This window comes from Melioribacter sp. (genome assembly GCF_049325435.1).
Taxonomy (GTDB): Bacteria; Bacteroidota; Ignavibacteria; order Ignavibacteriales; family Melioribacteraceae; genus Melioribacter; species Melioribacter roseus.
The window spans coordinates 218,089-235,285 of sequence record NZ_JBMOLD010000001.1; the positions used below are offsets into that span (position 1 = coordinate 218,089).

A 17,197-nucleotide genomic window follows, 5' to 3' on the forward strand; every position below is an offset into this window, starting at 1 on the left:
GTTATATCTCCAGAGAATCTTTTATCATTTGCTTTGACGAATTTAACGCCGTGAGATTTGCTTCGTAAGCCCTTGTGGCGGCAATCATATCGACCATTTCGTTTATAATATTCACATTCGACATTCGCACATATCCGTTCTCATCTGCATCCGGATTATCGGGCATATAAACCAGATCGCCTGGCTTGGGGTCCTCAGCCACATTAATTTCAACATCGTCGTTTACCGGCGGCAAGCCTAAGGATTTTACGTCGTTGCGAACAAAATGATTCGGATTGGTGGCGTTCAGTCTTATCAATTCGCCTTCTTCCAATTTCAGCCTGGAGGCAAAACTGTTCTGTTCCTGTCTCACACGTAAATATTGGCGTTGATACGGTTGGCCGTCCACGCTGCGTACCGTATCGGCGTTTGCAATGTTCTGCGAGATGAGCTCCATTTTCTTACGCTGGATACTCATACCGCGAGCGCTTATACCGAGACCGAACAAACTGCCTGATAATTTCAAAATCTTCCTCCTCCGTTTATTACTTTTTGAATCATTTTGTAGTATTCGCCAACTTTTTTAGAAGCGAATTTGAATCTCAGAGTATTTTCCGCCAGTTCAGCCATTTCCTGTTCAATATTTACGTTATTTATGCCAGACAGACTTTCCGACGAGTCGTCGGTTACTATTCTGAAGCGATTTTGTCTGTCCAAAGGATCGTTTAACATTCGTAAATGCCTGGATTCAGTCGTTCTCAAAAGCGCGTTGGAATTTTCTTCCAGGAGGCTTTTAAATTCAACGTCTTCCCGCTTGTAATTTTCGGTATGAATATTAGCAATATTATTTGCTATTACTTTGTTCTTTACGGAACAATAGTCTAAAAGATTTTCGAGAAGTTTAATTGAATTTCCCATTTCCTCTTATCTTGGATATTTTTAAATAAAACTATCCAAAACAAGTGCCATCTTAAAAAGGCTTAAAAACGGGTGTTTTAAGTGATATGAAGGAGAAAAGAATGGCTAAAATTAGACAGTTGGCAATTATTAATCATTATAATCGAGTATAACCGTTTTGGTTTGACCGCAGGAGCATACGAATTTGATTTCTTTGACAACGTCGTTTATATCTTTTTTCAAATAAATTTTAACGTCTTCGTTTTCGTCGTCTTCGACGGTAATCTTGGAATAGCCGTTTAATTTAACGTCTTTGGCTTTAATTAAATTACCCGACTTGGAGGATGTTACATTAAAGTCTTTAATTACTATATCTTCGAACTGATTCTTTTCCATTTACTAAAGCTCCGTTTATTGTTTCTGGTATTTTTTCGAGCGGTAAAACCAAATCCGCAAGTCCCGAGTCTACAATAGCTTTCGGCATACCGTAGACGACGCAGGTATCTTCGTCCTGAGCAATTGCAACGCCGCCTTTAGATTTCAATAGGCGGACGGCTTCGAGCCCGTCTTTGCCCATACCCGTCATAATAACTGCAAGAGTATTTTTTCCATAATGCTCTATAACGGACGTCATTGTAACGTCGACAGATGGACGATGCAGCGTATTAGCCGGTTCCGCGGTAATATCAATCGTATAATTCAGGTTGCTTACTTTTTTCAATTTCATATGTTGACCGCCCGGCGCAATATAAACCACTCCTCCTCTGACCAATTCGCCGTTTTCGGCTTCTTTGACTTCGAGCTGCGACAAAGAATTGAGTCTGTCTGCCAGTGATTTTGTAAATTTGGGCGGCATATGCTGAACGATAAAGACCGGTATATTTATACTTCCCGACAATTTCGGAATAATTTTCTGAAGGGAAAGAGGACCGCCGGTCGAGATACCGATCGACAGCGCGGCATAATGCATTTGGGGCAAATCTTTCGCGGAGGTATAAACGGGTTTTCTTTTTTCTATATTGCGAATGCGTTCTAAACGGGAGGCGATAAGTTTATGGCGAGTAATCTCTTTGACTTTGGAAATCAGGTCTTCTTTTATTTTGCCGATATTAACGTTCACATACGAAAGTTCTTTCGGAATAAAGTCGACTGCTCCCAATTCCATCGCCTTGATTGTGGCTTCGGCTCCTTCGGTCGTCAAAGAACTTATCATTATTACCGAAGTGGGAGCGGTCTCCATAATTTTTTTAAGCGCCGTCAAACCGTCCATAACGGGCATTTCGATATCCATCGTAATCAAGTCGGGTCGTAATTTCCGAGCCAGCTCGACGCCTTCCTCGCCGTTACGCGCGGCAGCCACCACTTTAATCGAAGGGTCGCTTTCAAGCATCAGAGAAATCGATTTTCTCATGAAAGCGGAATCGTCTACCACAAGAACCGAAATGTTATGCATCTAACCGCTTTTCCATTTTGTTGAATAATTCGTTAATATCAAGAATAATTACAACCGTTCCGTCGCCCATAATCGTCGAGCCTGCAATACCGTCGATTTTGCCGAGATAATTGCCTAACGATTTGATTACAACTTCCTGCTGGCCGACGAGGTCGTCCACTTTAATGCCGAATCTCTTTTCGGCAATACCCACTTCAACAATATACTGCCATTGTTTTTCATTGCCGTTTCCGTTGCCCGAATGGTTAATTAATTCGTCGAGTCCGACAATCGGGAGAACGGTATCTCTCAGATTTATTACCTCTCGGCCTCTTACGGTTTCAATTTGTTCTTTATTTACTCTAATTACCTCGATAACCGAATGAAGCGGAATAACCAATTTTTGACCGCATGCTTCGACAATCATACCGGAAATAATAGCAAGCGTCAGGGGCAGGCGTAGAATTATTTTGGTTCCTTTGCCCACTTCCGATTCAACCGCTATTGTGCCTCTAAGTTTTGTAACGTTTGTTTTGACCACATCCATACCGACGCCTCGTCCGGAGACGTTGCTGACCTGTTCGGCGGTCGAAAACCCGGGATGAAATATCAAGTTGTATGCTTCTTGCTTTGAAAGTTCTTTTGCTCTTTCGGGCGAAAGAAATCCTTTTTTAATGGCTCTGTCTTTAATAACTTCCGGATCGATTCCTTTGCCGTCGTCTTCGATTGTAATAACTATATTGTTTCCTTCGTGTTCGGCAGAAAGAATAACAGTCCCTCTGCGCGGCTTGCCGGCTGCCTCGCGCGCCTCGGGTTTTTCGACTCCGTGATCGACGGAGTTACGAATCAAGTGCACAAGAGGATCGTTAATTTCTTCAATCAGGTTCTTATCTACTTCGGTATCCTCGCCGAAGATTTTCAATTCCACTTCTTTATTCAACTCTTTGCACAAATCTCTCACCAGACGCGGGAATCTGTTGAACACCTTGCCTATCTTGATCATTCTCAGTTTCATAACCACAAGCTGCAGCTCTGTGGTCATCAGATCGATTTGCTTGGTTGCGTCGGCAAGGTCTTTTGCATAACCGGTTCCTTCATACTCGAGAGCGAACTGGTTATTAACCTGAGTAAGCCTGTTGCGTCCCAGGACCAATTCCGAAGCAATATTCAAGAGAGCGTCGAGTCGCTCTACTTCGACGCGAATGGTGTTATCCGCTTTTTTCGGTTCCGTCTTGGGTGCCGATTTGGGCATGGCAACTTTTTTGGGTTGATCAGTTTCTTTAGGGACATCTTCTTTTGGCGCGTTATCTCCGGCTGCGGTAATATTGTTTTCTTTTTGTTCAACCGGTTGGTCCGCCGGTGCGCTCGATTTATCTTCGTTTTGAACGGGAGTATCGGGCGCGTCCTGCGAAGATTCAGAACTTATTCCCGCCAGAAGACTTTGTAAAACGTTAATTACATTATCGACTTCTACGTCTTCGTTTTTATCGTTTTCGATTTTTACGAGCAATTCTTTGATAGTGTCGAAGCCGAGAAGAATGCCGTCCATCAATTCGGTGGTAAGCTTTGCTTCTCCTTTTCTTAATTTATTCAGAATATCTTCGCATTTATGAGTGACTTCCGGTAATTTTTCAAGACCTAAAAAGCCGGAGGTTCCTTTGACGGTATGAAAAGACCTGAAAATCTTGTTCAAGAGGTCAAGATCTTCCGGAGATTTTTCGAGTTCCATCAAGTCGACGTCGAGATTTTCAAGAATTTCTTTTGTCTCCAGCAAAAAGCTGTCGACAATTTCTTTCATCTCCGGGTCTACGAGCATTGGGTTTTGTGTTGTATCAGCCATTGTTCCGAAAAAGTTTGTCTATTTCTTCCTGTGACGCTTTGCTGCCGTTGTCATTGTTTTGTTTTTTCGTTTGCTCGATAAGTTGATCGGCTATGGACTGATGACTTTCGCTTCTGTCGTATTTTGCGTCCGGGTTGAATGCTTTAGGATCAACTTTAGGAGCTTCGGTTTCGGGCAGAACTACCCCGTCCTGTCGATTAAAATCGATTAACAGAGAGGATAATTTATCCTGAACGGAATGGATCAGATGATTGACCGAAGCGAGTTGCTGCGCCGTAATATCCTGAACCTGCAAAGAAATTGTTATATTTGTCGCGTCCAACTCAATTTTATTGATTACTTCCTCGAGCGAAATTACTTTTTTCTCAAGCTCGTCGATGCTTAGATTGGATTTCAATTCATCCAACTCGCCGTTCAAACCGGTTGCTTTTTGAGCGAATGCGTCGAGAGCGACTCGTTGATTGAGAAAACCGTTTTTCAAATCGCTCAGTTCGTTTTTAATCTTTATCATATCATTCGACATCGAATCGACAATGTCGAGAATTTCACTCGTGGCAATTTCCGTTGCGCTCGTAACGCTGCTGATTTGATGAGCGGCTTTCGGAATTTTACTCGTTGTATCCTGAATCGAATTGTTTACATTTTCGAGAAGCGGGACTATATCGGTCATAAAATCGATTATCTTTTTGAAGAGCGGGACAATTTTCTGACCGAAGATGAAAAATTGCTTCAAGTCCCCTAATTTCTCGAATACCTGTTCCATACTGAGTTTATTTTCCATTATTTACCTCTGATTAAGCGCTGGCTAAAATTTGTTCTATTTTTTCGCGAAGTATTTGAGGAGTAAAAGGTTTTACAATATAATTGTTCACCTTTGCCTGCAGGGCTTCGAGAATATCTTCTTTCAATCCTCTTGTAGTTACCATTAGAATCGGGATCGATTGTTTCTTCTCGTCGGAACGGATGGCTTTAACGAGTTCCAGTCCCGAAACCTCCGGCATGTTCCAATCGGTAATTACGAAATTGATTGTGTCGTCGGAATTCAATTTCGTCAGAGCCTCTTTGCCGTCGCTGGCTTCGACGAAATTTTCGTACCCGATTGATTTGAGAGAATTTGCAACAATTCTCCTCATGGTAACAGAGTCGTCTACAACTAAGAATTTTAGTGCCATTTTTATTACTCCTAATTCAGATATTTTGAAACTTCATATAAAACTCTTTTGGGGTCGAACGGTTTTATTAAATACGAATTGGCTCCGTATTCCAGACCGCGATGTATGTCCTCGCTGCTTCCCAGCGAAGACAATACGATTATCGGAAGTTCTTTATACTCCTCGTTTTCCCTAATCGATTTTATTAACTGGAAACCGTCGATATTCGGCATATTAAGGTCGGTTATGAGCAGATCGATTTTATTGCCGGGCAATTTTTCCAGCGCTTCCATACCGTCGGCGCAAGCAATAATTTCGTAGCCTTTCGTACTTAACGCAACGCTTACAAACTTTCTGATAGTAGGAGAATCGTCCGCTACTAATATTACTCGTTTCATTTATTTAACTACTCCTTTTTATATCCAACAGTTTTAGGAAAACTAACCAGCTTAAATGCTTTCGAAATTCCCTGCAGCGTTTCGGAATATCCGATAAAAAGATATCCTCCGCGGTTCAAAGAATTATATAAATGAGAAACCACTTTTATTTTCGAAGCCGTATCGAAATAAATTAAAACGTTGGCGCAAAAAATTACATCGAATCCCGTCATCGTGCGCATCATAATGTCGTCGTAAAGATTCATTACTTTAAAAGAAACAAACTTTTTAATTTCCGGCACCACTTCGTACGAATTGCCGTTTATCTTAAAATACTTTTTGAGATAATAAGGGGGGATATTCCGTATCGAATATTCTTTGTATACTCCTTCCTTTGCCGTTTCCACAACGCTTGTGTTTATGTCCGTTCCGACTATTTCAAGAGTTACGTCGGGATATTTCGGTTGAATCAAATCGTGAAACACCATAGCGATCGAATAGGCTTCTTCTCCGGAAGAACTTGCCGCGCTCCAGATTCTAATTTTATTTCTCTGGTGAGGCAGCAAACCGGGTTGGAATTTTTTATTGTTAATAATTTCCTGGAATATTTTCGACGCCATGGCGTCGAGCTGAGGCTGATTCCTGAAGAAAAAAGTTTCGTTGATTGTGATAGCTTCGTAAAAATATCTTTTCTCTTCAGGATTTGAATTCCGTTTTAGAAGCGAAAAATATTCCTCGAAACTGTTGAGCCCCAGATAATTTATACGTCGTTGGAGTCTGCTTTCGAGAAGATATTTTTTGTTGTCCTGGAAATAGATTCCCGTACTTTCATATATATATTTCCGTATTTCCTGAAATAACGGAAGGGACATAGTCATTTGCTTAGGAAGCACGCTACCCAGGCTTTTTCTGAACTCCGATAATTTCAAATCCGATGACTGGTTCATAATTCTTTTTTCAATTAATAGTGGATTTTCTGTAATTAACTATTTCGGCGGCTCGTTCGCGCACCATTTCATCCTCGTCGTTCAACATTCTTGAAAGAGTTTCGGTCGAAGCGTCCACTTCGAGCAGTTCGAGTATTTCAATCAATCTCATTTTATTCCAAATATTTTCGTCGGCTACCATTGTATCGATAAAGAGGAATGCCGTTTCGACGTCGAGATAGAAAAGGATTTCCATGCTCGTACGCCTTACTTCCTCGTCGGGATGATTCAGATAATTGCTTACGGCATGCAGTATATTGCGGATCAACAGCAACGGAATCGATTCTTTTTGTTCGTAGCTTATCGAAGAAACTATTCCCATTAAAAGATTCAAAATATGTTTTATATTTTCGGGTTTCGAGTCGAGTAAGTGAGGAATTTCTTCGAGAAAATATTCAATATTGTTATATAATTTTTCGCGCACCATATCGTCGAGTTCGTAATCGTCGCCCAGGAATTTCAGGCTTGCCAGCAGAATATCTTTGTCGTTGAAAATCTTAATCAAAGTGAGCGCAATTTTTTTGTGTTCGGGACTGCCTTCGTTGAGCGTATACAAAAGAAGGCTTTTCATCTTGTCGTCGTATGGGATGTCGAGATTAAATTTTTCTTTTAGCTGATAAATGGAAGTAATTAACGGCCAAACGAGCGGACCGTGAATATTGGGAATTTGTTCCAATAAAAAGAAATATGTATTGATATCCCCTATCGCGCCCAGACTTTCGAGTATCGAATATTTTGTAAGGTCGTCTTCCATATTGAATTTGGCAAGAAGGAAATCGAGGGCTTTTTGCGAACCGATTTTACCTAGCGCTTCTACAATCGTCGGTTTATATAGTTCGTTCCTTTCATAGAACAAAAGCAGTATGTCGATCGATTCTTCGAATCGGACGTTTCCGAGAGCTTCGATGCATGCAAGAATAACATTATCGTTATCCGTAGCGCTGAGAACTTCCATAATGTGATTGCCCGCCGTAGGATCGCCTATCAAACCGAGCAAGTCGATAATAAATTTCTGGTCGTCGTCGTTTTTGTCTGTATTGTATTCGATAAGCGGTTGTACGGACAGTTTGCCCAATTTCACCAATATTTCGCCGGCGAGATTTCGCACTGCTATATCTTCCGACGATATAAAAGGCGCAATATATTTTGGCGCTTTTTCGGGTCTTTTATTTAACAGGAGCATAGTAGCCGCATTACGAACCCCTTTATCCTCGTGAGAAATTAGTCCGCAAATAAATTCCAGGTCGCCGTCCAGATTTCCTTTATCGACAAAGGAATAAAGTTCCTGGATTATGTCGTCGGCAGATCTATTCTCAGAATTTACGGTTTGATTACGAGCCTCTTTTTCCATAATTCTCTTATATTTTTTTGTTCGGTTTACTTATACAATAAATATGCCTGTTTTTTAACGGCTTTTAATAACTCTTTTTAACCGATTTTATTTTCAATAGTGTCGAATATTAGCCAGCTGCCAAAAATTCTTCATCCTATTATCGAACTATTTGACAAAAGTTTTAGCAAAAAAATGAATATATTTTGTCCGCTATTATTCATTTTCTTTTTCAAAAAAAATTAAATAATTAAATATTTTTTCCGATAATAATATTGTGTAATAAAATTCGGTTTGTATTTGCGCGGAAGGCTTGCAATACGGAAGGGAAAAATCCGAGTTTATCGGCGGAAAAATCAGATAACTTTTTTATATTAGAATATCTCTAATGGCACTTAATTCAAAAAATATCGACAACAGCCATCTTCAAGCATTATTTACTCTGCTTAACAGTTTCGACGTGGGATATTTTGTATCGGACAAAAGCGGCAATATAATCCACACAAACAGCTCTCTTTATAATCTGCTGAATATCGGATTCGATTCCGATGTTACTTCTCAAACGGACAGATTATTCGAGTACATAAAAGAAAACTTATTAAGCGACTTAATCAATATAGAACCTGTCGAAAAACTCAAATTAGACTTCACCCGTAATTTCAGCGCGGTATTACCGGTAAAGGGCAACAGATACATCAAAATGGTTACGTATCCCATTCGGGGATTGTCGCAGGAGACTAGACTCTGGGCTTTTCTCGATATATCCGAAAAAGTCAGAGGCGGTTTGACTCTCACCGGGAATTTACCCGTTGTCGAAGTTGAGCAATCCGGAACTACAAAAGATGTCGCCGAAGAAGAAAACATCCAAAAATTGAAAGTAGAAAACAGAGAATTAAGAGAAGAACTAAACGCAAAAGATAAATTTATATCCCTGATTGCACACGATTTAAAAAGCCCGTTTCAAGGTTTGCTCGGTATATTCGATATTATTTCCGAGACATTCGACGAATTGAATCCCGAAGAACTGAGACGTTATCTGGGCTATGCAAAATCATCGGTTAAAAATCTTTATAATCTGGTCGACGAACTTCTCAACTGGTCGCGACTTTTACTCGGACAGGTAAAGGTCAATCCGGTCAAAGTTAATTTGACGGAAGTATACAGCAACATCATCGAACTGAACAAACACGCGCTCAATAATAAGAATCTGACTGTAATAAATTATTTGAGCGAAAGCCTCATTGCGTATGCAGACGAGAATATGGTTCAGACGGTTTTCCGAAATCTGTTATCTAACGCCATCAAATTCTCAAGGCGAGGAGGCGCGATCATTATCAACGGCAGACGAACGAATGGAAGCATAGAAGTGTCTGTAAGCGACCAGGGCATTGGAATGGATAAAGAGACGCAGGATAGACTGTTCAAATTGGGCGAGCAGGTAAATATGCTCGGCACCGAAAACGAACCCGGCTCGGGATTAGGATTGTTGTTATGTAAAGAAATGGTGGAACTAAACAACGGCAAAATCTGGTTCGAAAGCGAACCCGATAAAGGAACCACATTCTATGTTTCACTGCCCAAAGCGGAATAAAGGGGACAAAACAGATGAATAATAATCTGTCAAAAATATTGGAATTATTCAGCAGTATGAAGTCGACCGGAAATATCGATTCCCTATTATTCAACGCATTCGAAAACTCATTCGATGCAATTGTAATCTTAAACGACTATTCGATAGTTTATCACAATAAAATTTTCGCTCATACATTCGGCTATAACGACAAAGACCAGCTTATTAACAAACCGTTTTCAGAATTTCTTCTGGATAAATGCGTCGATCGTTTCAAAGAAAAAATCGACGGATGCCGAAATTCTTCCGGCGAGCTAAAAAATTATCACGCCCGAGGTATTAAAAAAGACTATACAGAATTCGACATTGAAATTAATTACAAAGCCATTCCTTCCGAAGATAAAGTTTTTGATATAATATTCATAAGAGACATTACCGAGAAGAAAAAGATTTCCGAGCAAATTAATAAACTTACCCGGATTGTCGACCAGAGTTCTTCGATTATAATAATAACCGACCTCGACGGAAGAATCGAATATACGAATCCCAAATTCACCGAAGTAACGGGTTATTTTTTCGAAGAGGTCTACGGTAAAAAAACGAGTTTGTTAAAGTCGGGCTATACCGCCGACCACGTCTACAAAGACCTGTGGGAAAACATTTTGGCGGGCAGAGAATGGCGCGGCGAATTCAAAAACAAAAAGAAAAACGGCGAGTTCTATTGGGAATCCGTTACCATCTCCCCCATCCGTAACGAAGACGGCGAAATAACGAATTTCCTCGCCATCAAGGAAGACATAACAGAAAAGAAAGAGATGGAATTCGAACTCAAGAGAGCTCTCGACAGTTCCGAAGAAGCTAATCGCCTCAAATCCACTCTCCTTTCAAATATGAGTCACGAATTAAGAACTCCGCTGACCGGAATCATCGGATTTGCCAGTCTGCTGAGAGACGACCTCAATAATATCGAGCAGGTCGAAATGGTCGATAAGATTTTGAAATCCGGCAAGCGGTTGCTCATTACGCTCAATTCGATACTCAATCTATCGGAAATCGAATCAGGCGCTATACCGATCAACATAACCGAATTCAATCTTGGCTCGTACACAAAATATTTCCTTACAAACTATAATAAAACGGCATCGGAGAAATCGCTTTCCTTCGATATAAAAGTACTCGACAATAATATTAACGCAGTTGCCGACGAGAATCTGTTCAAACAAATTTTAATGCATATTGTCGATAATGCGATTAAATTTACTCAAAAAGGCGGTGTGACAATTGAAGTCGACACAAAGAACGGCCCTAATAATCAAACGCTGGCTGTAATAAGAGTAATCGACACCGGAATCGGCATAGCCAAAAACGACCAGGAAAAAATCTTCAGAGAATTCCGCCAGATTAGCGAAGGCATCAGAAGAAATTTCGAAGGCAGCGGACTCGGACTCGCTGTAGCCAAAAAGATGGCAAATTTGATGAACGGCGACATCAGCGTTGAAAGCGAACTGGGCAAAGGCTCCACTTTTACTATAACACTGCCCGGAACATTCAACGGCAAAGAGCAAAAACCAACAGAAAAGGAATCACGAGTCCCGAACAAAGATGAAATAATTCACACCGGAGAAAACAAACCCAGAATTCTCAGTATAGAAGATAATATACTCAATGCGGAACTTGTAAGTCTCTATCTCAAGGATGTTTGCGAAGTCGACACGGCTTTCGATTATTACGAAGCCGTTGAAAAATTAAAACACGGAAATTACACAGCCATCCTCGTAGATATAAATCTCGGAAGCGGTCCTTCGGGAATCGATTTTGCAAGGGAAGTAAGAAAAAATCCCGGCTATAACTATCTTCCTCTAATTGCGATTACAGGGTATGCCCTCCTGCGGGACGAGAAGAAGCTCCTGAAAGAAGGATTCGATTACTACATAGCCAAACCGTACGAACAAGAAGACCTCCTGGAAATTATCCATACGGTGATTAAAAAACAGATTTAAAAGGAGGGGACCACAATAAATGTGGTCCTTAAAAAGATTGGTTTGTATGGTTCCTTAGGGCAATCTATTATCGTAAAAAATAAAAAAAAGTTTAGGGCGTATTTTTAAGTTTTGCCAACAACTGACGAAAATCTTCCGGAGGCTCCGAGTCAAAAAACACTTTCTCTTTGGTATTCGGGTGGATAAAACCGAGCGTTTTGGCGTGAAGAGCCTGACGTTCCATAATTTTTAATAAATTTTCGACCCTGCTTTTCATTTTCGGTAGTTCGGCGCCGTAAACAATTTTTCTTCCGCCGTAAGTGGGATCGCCGAAAACCGGATGATGAATATGTGACATGTGCACCCTTATCTGGTGAGTTCTGCCTGTTTTCAATCTCAATTTAACGAGCGACGCAAATTCATATTCGTCGATCACTTCATAAAACGTATGCGCATATTTGCCCTGGTTTTCGCTTACTGCAAATATTTTTCTGTCTTTTGTCGAACGCGCAATATTTCCTATAACTTCGCCCTTTTTTTCTTTAAATAATCCCCAGCAAACAGCCCAATATTCCCTTTCGATTGTATGAGCGGAAAATTGTTTTGCCAGCTGCGCGTGAGTCCATTCGTCTTTTGCAATCAACAGCAATCCGCTGGTATTCTTATCCAGCCTATGGACTATTCCCGGTCTTACGTTGTCGTTGAGCTGACTTAATTTATTGGTATAACCCAAAAGAGCGTTTACAAGAGTTCCGCTGTAATTACCGAACGCCGGATGAGTAACCATTCCGGGCGGCTTGTTAACGATTAATAAATACTCGTCTTCATAGACTATATCGAGCGGAATTTCTTCGGGTATGGTTTCTTCCGGGCGTGGAGGAATCGGAATGGTTACGTCGATCGTATCTCCGGGATTAACCAAATAATTCGATTTTACACTCTCGCCGTTTACGAGTACAAGCCCTGCCTTAATTAATTTCTGAACTTTGGAGCGGGTGGAATGTTCGATTGCATTTGAAAGAAAAACGTCGATCCTTTCCTTTTTTTTGCCCGGGGGTATTTCAATTCTAATTTTCTTTTCCGTTACTATCCTGGACATCAGCCACAGACAAATTTATTGTCGATAATTCATCATATTCTTTAGCCTTGTCTTCCGGAACAGCCGTTTCTTTTTCCGGGAGATCTTCTTTTACATTGCTGTGAAAGATAACCAACAAAATTACGCCGACGGTAACGGAGGCGTCGGCTATATTAAAAATTGGCCATCGGTCGTAAGTCCTTCCCAATATTGTGAAGTCAAAGAAATCGACGTTGAAAAAGTCGACTACTCTGCCGTAAAAAATCGGCGCATATCCGTAAATAACGCCGTAGAAAGTGCGGTCTATCATATTCCCGATTGCGCCGCCGAGTATCAAGGCAAGCGCCACCCTTACGACAAGTTTTTGATGTTTCGATTTATATAAGTAATAGAAAATGCCAATGCTGGCAATTAATGAAAATATTGAAAGCGCTAATTTTGCGCTGTCGTTGACGTCGATACCGAAGGCTAAACCCGGATTTTCAACAAATGTAATCTTAAAAAAGTCGCCTATAACGTTGATGCTTTCGCCGTACGACATGCCTTCCAGATGAATATTCAAAAAAGGTATCGATATTCCCTTAACGATCAACTTGGTTATCTGGTCGACTATTATTACCGATAGTGTTACATAAAGCGCTTTCACTTAACATCCCGTCGATTATTTGGACTGCATTTTTTGTTTAACCTGCAAACAATGCTGCGTATGCGGCACGGCTTTCAGTCTTTCTTTTGGAATCAAGGGGCATGTGGGACAGAGATTCTGGGGCTCGTCGATGCATTCGATGCAGATGCCGTATGTTCCGTTTTCGATTCTTTGCAAAGCTTCGTCGAGGTATCCCAAAAATTTATTTTCACGTTGAGCCCACAGATAGAGTTTCTCTCTTTCCATTGCATCGGTGCCTTGTTCGGCCATATGAAGAGAATAAGGCGAATTTTCGTTAACATACTGTCCCGTTGTAGGGTCCATCATTTGTTCTTTGAGCGCCTGCAGCTGCTCGATTATTTCATTTCTTTTTTCAATTATAATTTGTTTGAATTCTTCGAGTTCCGCCTTGGAATATCCCTGAATTTTCTTCATTTTTTTGGTTGGGGACATTACTTCTACTTTATTTTCAGACGCCACTTTTTTCTTCTCCGTTTTTTTCGGGGCTTTTTTCGACTTTGTTTCGGCAACTTTGGAAGTCGATTTCTTAGAAACGGCTGCTTTTTTCGAAGATTTGGTTACAGCCTTTTTGCCTGTAGTTTTCTTTTTCGATACAGCCGAAGCAGATTTTTTCGATTTCGCGCTCTTTGCAGCGGATTTTTTGGAATCAGCAGCGCTCTTTTTTTGTGTCTGTTTCTTTGCCATGTTTCCTCCGTTACTAGTTTAATGCTTTTTCAATACCGATCTTGCACTTATAATCCCCCAGTTCCCATTCCTGAACAGTGCCTCCTTCAGAATTAAACATTATCGTATTCGCAAGAACTTCATTTGTTATATAATCGCTGAAATCGTTCAAATATTTAATTAATTTTTCGTCTCCGTTTACATAGAGATTAATTCTGTCGGTTACTTCGAAATCGAGGTCTTTTCTCATATTCTGTACTCTATTGACGAATTCTCTTACATATCCTTCGGCAATAAGTTCCTCGGTCAGTTCGGTGTCGATTGCAACGGTAACGCCTTCTTCGGATTCAACGAGCCAGCCTTCAATTTCGCTGCTGACAATTTCTACGTCTTCCCTGCCGACCGAAACGGTTTCGCCATCGACATCAATTTCAACCAACTCTCCTTTCTCAATACGCGCAATCGAATCTTTATCCAGTTCTTTTATCTTTTCTGCCAGTTTTTTTACGAGTTTGCCGAATTTGGGACCGATGGTTTTGAAATTCGGTTTAGCGTTCTTATTTACTATATCTGCGTCGTCTTCAAGAATTACCATTTCCTTTATATTCACTTCTTCCAAAACAACTTCTTTCATTTTTGCAAGCGCGTCGCGTAAGTCTTTATCGACATAGACCATCATCTTTTGCAACGGCTGACGCACTTTCAGATTATTTTTAGCTCTTATTGAACGCGCCAGATAAACCACTCTCTGAGCCACGTCCATTTTGGTTTCCAGTTCTTTATCCCTGTAGCCCGGTTTCGGATAGTATGCCAGGTGCACCGACTCGTATTCTTCCCGCTTTGTAGCCGAATTAAGATTAAGGTAAATTTCTTCGGCAATGAAAGGGGCAAAAGGAGCGGTCAATTTCGAAATTGTAAGCAGACATTCGTAGAGAGTTTGATAAGCCGATAATTTATTCTTATTTATTTCGGATTTCCAGAACCGGCGCCTGTTTCTGCGCACATACCAGTTGGACAATTGATCGATTGTAAAATTCGATACGGCGCGTGCGGCTTTCGTTACATCGTAGTCTTCCATATATTTTTCGTATTCTTCCACAAGCGCATTCAATTTGGAAATAATCCATCTGTCGATTTCCGGGCGTTCTTCGTAAGGAATCGTATCTTCTTTATAAGTGAATTTGTCGATGTTTGCATAAAGCGCAAAAAACGAATATGTGTTAACGAGCGTGCCGAAAAATTTTCTTTGCACTTCCACAATTCCGTCTTCGTCGAACAATGTCGGTTTCCAAGGCGGACTTGTAGTAACCAAATACCAGCGGGTCGAATCCGCCCCGTACTTTTCGAATAAGGCGAACGGATCGACTGTGTTTCCTCTCGACTTCGACATTTTAAGTCCGTTTTTGTCGAGCACCAGTTCGTTTACGATAACATTCTTAAAAGTAATGCTGTCAAAAAGCATAGCGCCGATTGCATGCAAGGTATAGAACCAGCCGCGCGTCTGGTCGATTCCCTCGCAAATAAAATCCGCCGGGTAATTTTTTTCGAATAATTCTTTATTCTCGAACGGATAATGGAATTGCGCGAAAGGCATGGCGCCGCTGTCGAACCACACGTCGATCAGTTCCGGCGTTCGTGAATAAATTTTACCGTCTTTTTCGAATTTAATTTCGTCCACAAACGGTTTATGCAAATCGATTTCTTCCTCGGGTAAATCTTTCACGGCAATCTTCTTTCCGTCCCTTATCACAAAGCCTTCTTTCAATTCCGCGATCGATCCGACTGCAAACATATCCCCGTCTTCGTTTACCCATATAGGAAGCGGAGTTCCCCAATATCTGTCTCTCGAGAGCGACCAATCCTTGTTTTCCTCGAGCCAGTTGCCGAACCTGCCTGCGCCGACTTCCGGCGGATGCCAGTTAATGGTTTTATTGAGTTCGATCATTCTTTGAGCCACCTGAGTGGTTCTGATATACCAGCTGTCTCTTGCATAATAGATTAAAGGATTGTCGCATCGCCAGCAATGCGGGTAGGAGTGCAGGTAATCGGTAGTAGCTCTGTAGACCAATCCTCTTTCTTTAAGATTTCGAATTATATCCGGATCGACTCCTTTTTCTTCGTGTGTTTCGAATTTGATTGACTTGATCAGTCTGCCCGCAAAATCAGTAACCTCTTCGGTAAAGCGTCCGTTTTTTGTAACAGGCTGTATGAAAGGCAGATCGTACTTCATAGAAACTTCGTAGTCGTCGGCGCCGAATGCCGGAGCAATGTGCACCACTCCCGAACCGTCTTCGGTGCTTACAAAATCGCCGGATACGATATACCATGCCCGTTTATTAACTTTTATATAATCGAACAACGGCGCATATTCCCTACCGAGCAGGTCTTTCCCTTTCAGTTCTTCCAATACTTCGTAATCTTCCTTAATAACGGAAAGTCGGGCTTTTGCCAGATAGAGTGCGCCGTGATTTTCGGTTTTTATCTTTACATAATCGATATCCTCGCCGACCGCAAGAGCCACGTTAGAAATTAACGTCCAGGGAGTCGTAGTCCATACCAGAACCGACGCGTCTTCGTCTTTCATTTTGAACTTGACGTACACATTCGGATCGCGCACTTCTTTATAGCCGAGAGCAAGTTCATGCGACGACAATGGCGTTTCGCAGTGCGGACATTGAGGAACGATCTTAAAGCCTTTATAAATCAATCCTTTTTTGAAGTATTCGGATAACGCCCACCAAACAGATTCGATATACTCGTTCGTACAAGTAATATACGGATCGTCGAGATTAATCCAGTAGCCCATTCTTTCGGTAAGCGTACGCCATCCTTCTTTCATCTCTATGTGATGGTAAACGAGTTCTTTTGCTTTTTTATTGAATTTACCCACGCCGTATTTTTCGATATCCGATTTTTGAGTAAATCCGAGTTCTTTTTCGAGAGCAATTTCGATGGGAAGACCGTGCGTATCCCAGCCGGCTTTGCGTTGTATGCGAAAACCTTTCATCGTTTTATAACGGCATACGAGATCTTTCAGAGTTCGAGCCATAACGTGATGTATGCCGGGTTTCCCGTTCACCGTAGGAGGTCCTTCGTAAAATGTAAAATGAGAATTAGCGTCTCTAGTTTCGATACTCTTTTCGAATATTTTGTTCTTCTGCCAGAACTTCAGAATTTCTTCTTCGATTTTGGGATAATTGATTTTTTCGTCAAATTGTTTGAACATCTTTATATCTCTATATTTATGA

Annotated in this window: 16 protein-coding genes; 2 read left to right on the forward strand and 14 right to left on the reverse strand. The window is 41.1% G+C overall.

Features of this window, described 5'->3' with window-relative positions; all coding sequences use genetic code 11:
- Position 1: 1 nt before the first annotated feature.
- The 10 genes from flgC to ACOYVE_RS01000 form a co-directional block, all read right to left on the reverse strand.
- Complete coding sequence (gene flgC, locus ACOYVE_RS00955) at positions 2 to 505, reverse strand: flagellar basal body rod protein FlgC (RefSeq protein WP_014856788.1); 504 nt, start codon at positions 503 to 505, stop codon at positions 2 to 4.
- Entirely contained in the window at positions 502 to 897 is a 396-nt protein-coding gene (flgB, locus tag ACOYVE_RS00960) for a flagellar basal body rod protein FlgB (protein WP_014856787.1), read from the reverse strand. Before flgB ends, flgC begins: the two co-directional genes overlap by 4 nt.
- A gap of 129 nt (positions 898 to 1,026) precedes the next feature.
- A complete protein-coding gene (locus tag ACOYVE_RS00965) occupies positions 1,027 to 1,272 on the reverse strand; it encodes a hypothetical protein (RefSeq protein WP_041356064.1) in 246 nt (81 codons plus the stop codon).
- Entirely contained in the window at positions 1,238 to 2,329 is a 1,092-nt protein-coding gene (locus ACOYVE_RS00970) for a protein-glutamate methylesterase/protein-glutamine glutaminase (RefSeq protein ID WP_014856786.1), read from the reverse strand. The genes ACOYVE_RS00965 and ACOYVE_RS00970 overlap by 35 nt, the downstream gene beginning before the upstream one ends.
- Entirely contained in the window at positions 2,322 to 4,148 is a 1,827-nt protein-coding gene (locus ACOYVE_RS00975) for a chemotaxis protein CheA (RefSeq protein WP_226990950.1), read from the reverse strand. The genes ACOYVE_RS00970 and ACOYVE_RS00975 overlap by 8 nt, the downstream gene beginning before the upstream one ends.
- Positions 4,141 to 4,929: a protein phosphatase CheZ gene (locus tag ACOYVE_RS00980; protein ID WP_014856784.1), complete on the reverse strand. Its 789-nt coding sequence runs from the start codon at positions 4,927 to 4,929 to the stop codon at positions 4,141 to 4,143. Before ACOYVE_RS00980 ends, ACOYVE_RS00975 begins: the two co-directional genes overlap by 8 nt.
- 13 nt (positions 4,930 to 4,942) lie before the next feature.
- Positions 4,943 to 5,320 (reverse strand): response regulator, encoded by a 378-nt coding sequence (locus ACOYVE_RS00985; protein WP_014856783.1) that lies wholly within the window; start codon positions 5,318 to 5,320, stop codon positions 4,943 to 4,945.
- An 11-nt stretch (positions 5,321 to 5,331) separates the two neighbouring features.
- Positions 5,332 to 5,697: a response regulator gene (locus ACOYVE_RS00990; RefSeq protein ID WP_014856782.1), complete on the reverse strand. Its 366-nt coding sequence runs from the start codon at positions 5,695 to 5,697 to the stop codon at positions 5,332 to 5,334.
- Positions 5,698 to 5,705: 8 nt separating this feature from the next.
- Entirely contained in the window at positions 5,706 to 6,623 is a 918-nt protein-coding gene (locus tag ACOYVE_RS00995) for a CheR family methyltransferase (RefSeq protein WP_226990949.1), read from the reverse strand.
- 10 nt (positions 6,624 to 6,633) lie between these two features.
- Positions 6,634 to 8,013: a HEAT repeat domain-containing protein gene (locus ACOYVE_RS01000; protein WP_014856780.1), complete on the reverse strand. Its 1,380-nt coding sequence runs from the start codon at positions 8,011 to 8,013 to the stop codon at positions 6,634 to 6,636.
- 367 nt (positions 8,014 to 8,380) lie between these two features.
- On the opposite strand from ACOYVE_RS01000, the gene ACOYVE_RS01005 reads away from it, so the two are divergent.
- Together ACOYVE_RS01005 and ACOYVE_RS01010 are read left to right on the forward strand one after the other, a co-directional pair.
- Positions 8,381 to 9,583: a sensor histidine kinase gene (locus ACOYVE_RS01005; RefSeq protein ID WP_422880555.1), complete on the forward strand. Its 1,203-nt coding sequence runs from the start codon at positions 8,381 to 8,383 to the stop codon at positions 9,581 to 9,583.
- Between the two features lie 14 nt (positions 9,584 to 9,597).
- On the forward strand, positions 9,598 to 11,562 hold the full coding sequence (locus tag ACOYVE_RS01010; protein WP_014856778.1) for a hybrid sensor histidine kinase/response regulator: 1,965 nt from the start codon (positions 9,598 to 9,600) through the stop codon (positions 11,560 to 11,562).
- 91 nt (positions 11,563 to 11,653) lie between these two features.
- Here ACOYVE_RS01010 and ACOYVE_RS01015 read toward each other — a convergent pair whose 3' ends face one another.
- The 4 genes from ACOYVE_RS01015 to ileS are packed head-to-tail and all read right to left on the reverse strand — an operon-like array spanning position 11,654 to position 17,175.
- Entirely contained in the window at positions 11,654 to 12,640 is a 987-nt protein-coding gene (locus ACOYVE_RS01015) for an RluA family pseudouridine synthase (RefSeq protein ID WP_422880556.1), read from the reverse strand.
- Positions 12,609 to 13,265, reverse strand: coding sequence for a signal peptidase II (gene lspA / locus ACOYVE_RS01020; protein WP_014856776.1), 657 nt, complete (start codon positions 13,263 to 13,265; stop codon positions 12,609 to 12,611). Before lspA ends, ACOYVE_RS01015 begins: the two co-directional genes overlap by 32 nt.
- A gap of 15 nt (positions 13,266 to 13,280) precedes the next feature.
- Positions 13,281 to 13,970: a TraR/DksA family transcriptional regulator gene (locus ACOYVE_RS01025; protein ID WP_014856775.1), complete on the reverse strand. Its 690-nt coding sequence runs from the start codon at positions 13,968 to 13,970 to the stop codon at positions 13,281 to 13,283.
- A gap of 13 nt (positions 13,971 to 13,983) precedes the next feature.
- Positions 13,984 to 17,175 (reverse strand): isoleucine--tRNA ligase, encoded by a 3,192-nt coding sequence (ileS, locus tag ACOYVE_RS01030; RefSeq protein ID WP_014856774.1) that lies wholly within the window; start codon positions 17,173 to 17,175, stop codon positions 13,984 to 13,986.
- Positions 17,176 to 17,197: the final 22 nt, after the last annotated feature.

Bases quoted from the DNA above. Each gene is read 5' to 3' on its own strand.
- flgB (WP_014856787.1), bottom strand. From the start codon at position 897: ATGGGAAATTCAATTAAACTTCTCGAAAATCTTTTAGACTATTGTTCC.
- ACOYVE_RS00965 (WP_041356064.1), bottom strand. From the start codon at position 1,272: ATGGAAAAGAATCAGTTCGAAGATATAGTAATTAAAGACTTTAATGTA.
- ACOYVE_RS00970 (WP_014856786.1), bottom strand. From the start codon at position 2,329: ATGCATAACATTTCGGTTCTTGTGGTAGACGATTCCGCTTTCATGAGA.
- ACOYVE_RS00975 (WP_226990950.1), bottom strand. From the start codon at position 4,148: ATGGCTGATACAACACAAAACCCAATGCTCGTAGACCCGGAGATGAAA.
- ACOYVE_RS00980 (WP_014856784.1), bottom strand. From the start codon at position 4,929: ATGGAAAATAAACTCAGTATGGAACAGGTATTCGAGAAATTAGGGGAC.
- ACOYVE_RS00985 (WP_014856783.1), bottom strand. From the start codon at position 5,320: ATGGCACTAAAATTCTTAGTTGTAGACGACTCTGTTACCATGAGGAGA.
- ACOYVE_RS00990 (WP_014856782.1), bottom strand. From the start codon at position 5,697: ATGAAACGAGTAATATTAGTAGCGGACGATTCTCCTACTATCAGAAAG.
- ACOYVE_RS00995 (WP_226990949.1), bottom strand. From the start codon at position 6,623: ATGAACCAGTCATCGGATTTGAAATTATCGGAGTTCAGAAAAAGCCTG.
- ACOYVE_RS01000 (WP_014856780.1), bottom strand. From the start codon at position 8,013: ATGGAAAAAGAGGCTCGTAATCAAACCGTAAATTCTGAGAATAGATCT.
- ACOYVE_RS01005 (WP_422880555.1), top strand. From the start codon at position 8,381: ATGGCACTTAATTCAAAAAATATCGACAACAGCCATCTTCAAGCATTA.
- ACOYVE_RS01010 (WP_014856778.1), top strand. From the start codon at position 9,598: ATGAATAATAATCTGTCAAAAATATTGGAATTATTCAGCAGTATGAAG.
- ACOYVE_RS01015 (WP_422880556.1), bottom strand. From the start codon at position 12,640: ATGTCCAGGATAGTAACGGAAAAGAAAATTAGAATTGAAATACCCCCG.
- ACOYVE_RS01025 (WP_014856775.1), bottom strand. From the start codon at position 13,970: ATGGCAAAGAAACAGACACAAAAAAAGAGCGCTGCTGATTCCAAAAAA.
- ileS (WP_014856774.1), bottom strand. From the start codon at position 17,175: ATGTTCAAACAATTTGACGAAAAAATCAATTATCCCAAAATCGAAGAA.